Origin of the sequence: Promineifilum sp. (SeqCode) (genome assembly GCF_041918635.1) — a bacterium.
Lineage (GTDB): Bacteria > Chloroflexota > Anaerolineae > Promineifilales > Promineifilaceae > Promineifilum.
The window spans coordinates 1-6,966 of the sequence record NZ_JAYRVJ010000656.1 but is presented as its reverse complement, the minus strand read 5'-3'; the positions used below and the strand labels follow the sequence as shown (position 1 = coordinate 6,966).

Genomic DNA, 6,966 nt, shown 5'->3' with positions numbered 1-6,966 from the left:
GAAGACCAGGTCGAACAACTGATGGTCAGCGGCGACCGCCTCCAGGTGACGCTGGACGACGGCCGCACCTTCGGCGCGGTGAAATCCCCCTCCGACAGTCTCATCGAGACATTCCAATATTACGGCATTTCGGCCGAAGACCTCAGCGATCGACTGGTCGTGCGCGACCAGTCCACCTGGAACAGCCTGCTCAGCATCGGGCTGGCCATTGGCCCGGTGTTGCTCCTCATCTGGATCTTCACCCGCGGCTTCCGGCAGATGCAGGGCGGCGGCGGCAACAACATTTTCGGCTTTGGCCGCAGCCGGGCGCGCAATCTGACCGACGCCAACCGGCCGACCGTCACCTTCGATGACGTGGCCGGCGTGGAGGAAGCCAAACTGGAACTGGCCGAGGTCGTTCAATTCCTGCGCGAGCCGGAGAAGTTCGTCCAGGTCGGCGCGCGCATCCCCAAGGGTGTGCTGATGGTTGGCCCGCCAGGAACAGGCAAGACGCTGCTGGCGCGGGCCGTGGCCGGCGAGGCGGGCGTGCCCTTCTTCCACATCTCCGGCTCGGAGTTCGTGGAGATGTTCGTCGGCGTCGGCGCGAGCCGCGTCCGCGACCTGTTCGAGAAGGCCAAGCAGGCCGCACCGTCTATCGTCTTTGTGGACGAGATCGACGCCGTCGGCCGGCAGCGCGGCGCGGGACTGGGCGGCGGCCACGATGAGCGCGAGCAAACACTGAATCAGATTCTCGTGGAGATGGACGGCTTCGACAACGAGACCAACGTCATCGTCATCGCCGCCACCAACCGGGCCGACATCCTTGACCCGGCCCTTTTGCGGCCCGGCCGCTTCGACCGCAAGGTCTTCGTCGATTTGCCCGACGTCGCCGGCCGCGAAAAGATCCTCCAGGTTCACGCGCGCGGCAAGCCCATTGCCAGCGATGTCAGCCTCAAGGAGATGTCGCGCCTGACGGCTGGCTTCTCCGGCGCGGACTTGGAGAACCTGATCAACGAGGCGGCCATCTTCGCCGCCCGGCGCAGCAAGCGCACCATCGGCCTGCTGGAGTTCCAGGACGCCTTTGACCGTGTCGTCATGGGGCCGGAGCGCCAGAGCCGTGTGATGAGCGAGGACGACAAGATGACCGTGGCTTATCACGAAGCGGGCCACGCCGTCGTCAGCTTCTACCTGACCAATACCGATCCAGTGCAGAAGATCACCATCGTGCCGCGCGGCCGGGCCGGCGGCTTCGTCATGTCATTGCCGGAGGATCGCGCCGTCCACAGCCGTGAGTTCTTTGAGGATCAGATCGCTATGGCCCTGGGCGGCCGGGCGGCCGAGGAACACTTCTTCGGGCGTGTCACCACTGGCGCGGCGGCCGACCTGCAACAGGCGACCCGGCTGGCGCGGGCCATGGTGATGGAGTACGGCATGTCCGACCGGCTGGGTCTGCCGACCTATGGCGGCGGCGCGGGCAGCCCCTTCGTCGGCCGCGAGATGGGCTGGTTTGGCAGCGGCCGGGACTACAGCGAGGAGGCGGCCCAGGCCATCGACGCCGAGGTGAAGCGTTTCCTGGAAGAGAACTACAGTCGGGCGCGCAATATCATCGTCCAGAACCACGACCGCATGGTGCACCTGGCGACCACGCTCATGGACGTGGAAACACTTGACCGGGCCGCGTTCGAGAAGCTGATGAACGAGCTGAAGGGTGACAACGGTCTGGCCCCCGAACCGCCCCTGGTCAGCGCCAAGCCCGTTGAAGCGATGTAGCCGATTGTAGGGGCGGGTTTCAAACCTGCCCCTATCAGGCCGCCGTACGTTTACCAGTAGGGGCAGGTTTCAAACCTGCCCCTACTGTTATGTCGGAGAAACCCCAATGAATGAAACCAACGTCGCGACAGACGATGCCGCCGACGCCGTACGCGGACACCTGGCCGGCGGCGTGCTGACCGTGACCCTCAACCGGCCTGACCAACACAACGCCATGAACCCGGCCATCATGACCGAGCTGACGCGCATCTTCGGCGAGGTGGCGCGGCGCGACGAGGTGCGCGTCATCGTGCTGACCGGGGCAGGGCGCTCTTTCTGCGCCGGGGCCGATCTGGCCTTCATGCGCGCCGCGGCCGATTACACCTACGATCAGAACGTGGCCGACGGCCAGGCCATCTTCGACCTGATGCTGGCCCTTGACCACTGCCCGCGCCCTGTCGTCGGCCGCGTCAATGGCCCGGCCATCGGCGGCGGGGTGGGTCTGGTCAGTTGTTGCGACATCGTCGTCGCCGTCGAGCGGGCCACGTTCGGCTTCAGCGAGACGCGGCTGGGCATCGTGCCGGCCGTCATCTCTCCCTTCGTCCTGTCGCGCATCGGGCCGAGCCACGCCCGTGAGTTGTTCCTGACCGGCGAGCGCTTCGACGCGCGTCGGGCGCACGCCATCGGCCTGGTGCATCACGTCACGACTGAGGCGGAACTGGATGCGGTGGTGGCCGAGCGGGTGGGGCAACTGCTGCAAGCCGCGCCCGGCGCGCAGGCCGCGGCCAAGGAGCTTATCCACACCGTCGCCTTCCGCCCTAAGGAGAGCCTGCGCGAGTACACGGCCGAGACCATCGCCCGCCGCCGCGCCAGCGACGAGGGGCGGGAGGGAATGAGCGCCTTCCTGGAGAAGCGGAAGCCCCGCTGGCAGGAGTAATTAAGAATTAGGAATTAGGAATTCAGAGCGCTTCCAATTCGTAATTCCTAATTCCTAATTCCTAATTTCTATGAAGCTCGCCATCCTCTCCGACATCCACGGCAACTGGCCGGCGCTGGAGGCGGTCGCCGCCGACATCGATGCCTGGCGGCCGGATCGGGTCGTCGTCAACGGCGACGTGGTCAACAGCGGGCCGAGCAACGTCGCCTGCTGGCGCTACGTGCGGGAACGGGCCGCGACCGAGGGCTGGGTCGTGCTGCGCGGCAACCACGAGGAGTACGTCAGTGAGTGGGCCGCGCCCGGCCTGCCGCGCGAGGGGATCGCCTACGAGCTTGTCCGCCTCAGCGAGTGGACGTACCGGCAACTGGGCGGCGACGTGGCGGCGCTGGCCGTGCTGCCCGACCGCTGGAGCTGGGCCGCGCCCGACGGCTCGCTGCTGGCGGTGATGCACGCCTCGCTGCTGGGCAGCCGCGCCGGCATCTACCCCGTTACCACCGATGACGAGGTGCGGCGCAAGATGGTGCGCGGCGCGGCCGTCTTTGTCACCGCCCACACCCACGTTCCCCATAGGCGGCGCGTAGACGGGACTGAGGTGGTCAACATCGGTTCTGTCGGCGTGCCCGGCGACGGTGATGGGCGCGCCTCCTACGGCCGCCTGGCGTGGGATCGGCGGGGTGGTTGGCGGATCGAGATTGCCCGCGTGCCCTTCGACCGCGCGGCGGCCGAGCGCGACTACTTCACTTCCGGCTTTCTGACCGAGGCCGGGCCGGAAGCTGAGCTAGACCTCGTCCAATTCCGCGCCGCGCATGACGCCCGCACGCGCTGGCGGGCCGTCTATGGCGACCGCGTCGTCCGTGGCGAACTGAGCCTGGCCGAGAGCGTGCGCCGCTTTTTGGATGAGACGGAGTTCCGTCCCTACTCTCTGGCGTGCGAGAAACTGTTGATGGCCTCGTAAGGGACGCTTCATAACTTATCAGGCGCTTATCTGCTTCTTAGAAAGAGGCAAAATAGAGGCACTTTAGGGGCGTTTTGGCCCATCGGCGTGGCTCCAATTGAGCCAATCCTTGTCAAAGGGCCACGCCATACTTATAATTCCAGCTAAGTCGGAAGAGGATTTGTTTGAGTAGCCTCAATTTATTGCTGTCCGGTACCATACTACCCTGGCTATTAGGGGTACTGCTTGCGGTCGGTTTCATGGCCCTGCTGGTGTCCATGAAGTTTTGGCGCGACACCAAGCGGTCTCCCTATTTCTTTATGCGCCAGCAGGCCGCCAAGAAGATGCAATCTTACTTGTCGGTCGCTGTTGTGCTGCTCCTGCTGGGGGCGGGAATCGGCGTCTATGGTTGGCGTACGCCAACCGATACCACGCTGCGCATGGCGCTGCTGACCAACACCAAGCCGGTCAAAGAAGATATCCGCGAACTGATGTCCCAGCCCACGGCGTCCGAGATGGCCGAGCGCGAAACGACAATGGCCTCGGCGCAGAGCGGCGGCGTGGCCAATTTGCTTCTGAACAGCGACCAGGCGGCCGCTCTCTCCCCTGAACTGCCCGCCGCCTATGACCGCTTCGAGCCGACGGCTGAGTTGCAGCCCGACACCAGCCTGGGCACGGTCGTCCTGTCCAGCGACGTCACCGAGAACTACCAGGCCATCAACCCCACCAGTATCTTCGGCGAGGGCTTCTATACGCTCTACGCCACGTTCGAGTACAAAGGCATGCTCGACGGCATGGAGTGGGCCTGGGTGTGGCGGCACAACGGCAAGGTGATCGACGGCGGCAACGAGTTGTGGGCCTATGGCGACGAAGGGCCGGGCTACATCTTCCTGAGTCCGGAAGAAGGCTTCCTGGAAGGCGCGTACTCCGTCGAAGTGTGGGTCAACGGCGAAATGTTGGGCCAGGCGTCGGCGACGATGAACGACGCGGCCATCTCCGCGGGGAACTAAGAAGAAGCATCCGCAGATTATACAGATTTTTGAACCCGGCGTCAGCCGGGTTTTTGCTTTGCCTGTCGCTCGGTCATTCCTGATTGAGCGCGCCGCGGCCGGGAATGGCCGCACGACGGCTAGCGCCATAGCCGGGCCACGACGCGCCCGGTCAACTGCCGCCACTCCTCCACGCGCAGCAGCCAACTGACCAGCAAGTAGACCAGACCGCCGGCGGCTGTGCCCAGCAGCGCCCGCCCCCAGACGGCGTCGCCCGGCAGCCAGAGCAGCACTCCGGCCACAGCGGCGGCCATCGCCAGCGCCGCCGCGCCCATGCGCGTCGCGCCGGAAAGCAGCGCCCGCCCCTCCAGCCCGCTCAACCGCCCGCGCAGCAGCCACAGCAGCAGCCCGACCTCCAACATGTTGGACAGGCTGAAGCCGAGCGCCAACCCACCGAGCGGCAGCCAGCCCAGCGACGGGAAGACCGCATCCCGGAACCACAGGCTCAACCCCCACATCACCAGGATTTGCAGCCCGCCGGCCAGCACCGGCGTCAGCGTGTCGCTGAGGGCGTAGAAGGCGCGGGCGACAACCTCCAGCGCGGTCAGGGCGATGAGGCCGATGGCGTAGAAGCGCAGCGCCGCCGTCACCAGCGCCGTGGCTTCGGCGTCGAACAGGCCGCGCTGGAAGAGGATGGTGATGTAGGGTTCGGCCAGCAGGATGAGCAGCACCGTCGCCGGCAGACCCAGGAAGAGCACCAGCCGCAGTGAATCGGCCAGGATGCCGCGCATCTCGCGGTGGGCCGAGCGCGCCGCCATCGCCGCCAGTGTGGGGAAGGCGGCAATGCCCAACGCCTGGCCGAGGATGCCTTGGGGCATGATCAGGATGCGAAAGGCAGCGTTCAGCGCCGGGAGCGTCCCCAGGGCCATCGCGCCGGTCAGGAACAGGATGATGAACTTGTTGACCTCGCTGAAGGACAGGCCGAGCACGCGCGGAGCCATCAGGCGCAACACCTTCCGCACGCCGGGGTCGCGCACGGTCAGGAGTGGCCTATAGCGGGCGCGCTGGCCGCGCAGCCCCGGCAGTTGCACCAGCAGGTGGCCCAGCGCCCCGCCGACCGTGCCCCAGGTCAGGCCGATGGCCGTTGCCAGCGGGTCGCCGCCGCCCAGGGCGACCCCGATCAGCCCGCCCACGATGATGCCCACGTTGTAGACCGACGGGGCCAGGGCGGGCAGCAGGAAGTGCTGCCGGGCGTTGAGCGCGGCCATAATGATACCGCTGACGCCGAAGATGATGGGCGACAGCAGCATGATGCGCATCAGATAGACGGTCAGCGGCAGCAGCGCCGGCTGCTGAGCGATGTTCTCGGCGTAGAAGAAGGTTACGAACGGCCCGGCAAACAGCGCGACCAGGGCGCAGATGAGCAGCGTCGCCAGCGTGAGCAGGTTGATGACGGCCGAGAACAGCCGCCAGCCACCCGCCTCGTCCTCACGGCTCAAGTAGGCGGAATAGGTGGGGATGAAGGCCGAGCCGATGGCTCCGCCGGCGACGATGAGAAAGATGGCCTCCGGGAAACGGCTAGCGATGTCGAAGGCGGTCGCCTCGATGGTCGTCACGCCAAGATACTGCCGGACGACGATCTCGCGCGCCAGCCCCAGCACGCGGCTGAGCAGCGCCAGCGCGCCTACGAGCCCGGCGGCGCGCATGACCACACTACGTCCAGACACAGGGGGCGGGGGGGTGGGTTGACTCGTTTCCGTCATGGCGTTAGGACTGCCTCTCTCAGAGAACAAGCCGTCATTCCACCACAACGATTCGGGAAAAAATACTTAAAATGCCACACGCGATCAATGGTATGCTATCGTGGCTCACAGATCAACCAACAACGGAGTACAGAGAGTATGATGGGAAACATTCTTGGCCAACAGACAACGTACACTAACAATGGAGGCTCACCGAAAACCATGAACATCATCAAAGTATCGGCCCGTTCCCGCACCGCGGCAGTGGCCGGCGCCATCGCCGGCGTCATGCGGGAGGCGCAGCACGCTGAGGTGCAAGCTATCGGCGCCGGCGCCGTCAACCAGGCGGTGAAGGCCATCGTCATCGCCAAGGGCTACCTGGCTGAAGAAGGCGTTCACATTACCTGTGTCCCATCGTTCGTAGATGTTGACATCGATGATCAGGAGCGCACCGCCATCCGCTTCGTGATTGAACCCAACGGCTAATTGGCTTTTAAATGGTTGAGGGGCGCGGCCGTCAGGGCGTGCCCCTTTTTTGTTTTCATCGCCCCTGCCGCTGTCCGACCAGCCACCAGCCCGCCAGACCGGCGGCCAGAATCAGCCCCGACCCGATGACGATCAAGCCCATATAGTTGG

Annotated in this window: 6 protein-coding genes; 5 read left to right on the top strand and 1 reads right to left on the bottom strand. The window is 65.3% G+C overall.

Translation table 11 applies throughout. The features are described 5' to 3' along the window. The 4 genes from ftsH to ACE3UY_RS19245 all read left to right on the top strand — a co-directional run. On the top strand, positions 1 to 1,749 hold a 1,749-nt coding region (gene ftsH / locus ACE3UY_RS19260), incomplete at its 5' end, for an ATP-dependent zinc metalloprotease FtsH (protein ID WP_374689102.1). Between the two features lie 106 nt (positions 1,750 to 1,855). Continuing rightward, positions 1,856 to 2,665, top strand: a complete 810-nt coding sequence (locus ACE3UY_RS19255) for an enoyl-CoA hydratase-related protein (protein ID WP_374689101.1) — start codon at positions 1,856 to 1,858, stop codon at positions 2,663 to 2,665. A 70-nt stretch (positions 2,666 to 2,735) separates the two neighbouring features. Further along, positions 2,736 to 3,620, top strand: coding sequence for a metallophosphoesterase (locus ACE3UY_RS19250; protein ID WP_374689100.1), 885 nt, complete (start codon positions 2,736 to 2,738; stop codon positions 3,618 to 3,620). A 239-nt stretch (positions 3,621 to 3,859) separates the two neighbouring features. Continuing rightward, a complete protein-coding gene (locus tag ACE3UY_RS19245) occupies positions 3,860 to 4,609 on the top strand; it encodes a hypothetical protein (RefSeq protein WP_374689099.1) in 750 nt (249 codons plus the stop codon). Between the two features lie 119 nt (positions 4,610 to 4,728). Here ACE3UY_RS19245 and murJ read toward each other — a convergent pair whose 3' ends face one another. Next, positions 4,729 to 6,294: a murein biosynthesis integral membrane protein MurJ gene (murJ, locus tag ACE3UY_RS19240; protein ID WP_374689098.1), complete on the bottom strand. Its 1,566-nt coding sequence runs from the start codon at positions 6,292 to 6,294 to the stop codon at positions 4,729 to 4,731. 258 nt (positions 6,295 to 6,552) lie between these two features. On the opposite strand from murJ, the gene ACE3UY_RS19235 reads away from it, so the two are divergent. Beyond that, on the top strand, positions 6,553 to 6,816 hold the full coding sequence (locus tag ACE3UY_RS19235) for a stage V sporulation protein S (protein WP_374689097.1): 264 nt from the start codon (positions 6,553 to 6,555) through the stop codon (positions 6,814 to 6,816). Positions 6,817 to 6,966: the final 150 nt, after the last annotated feature.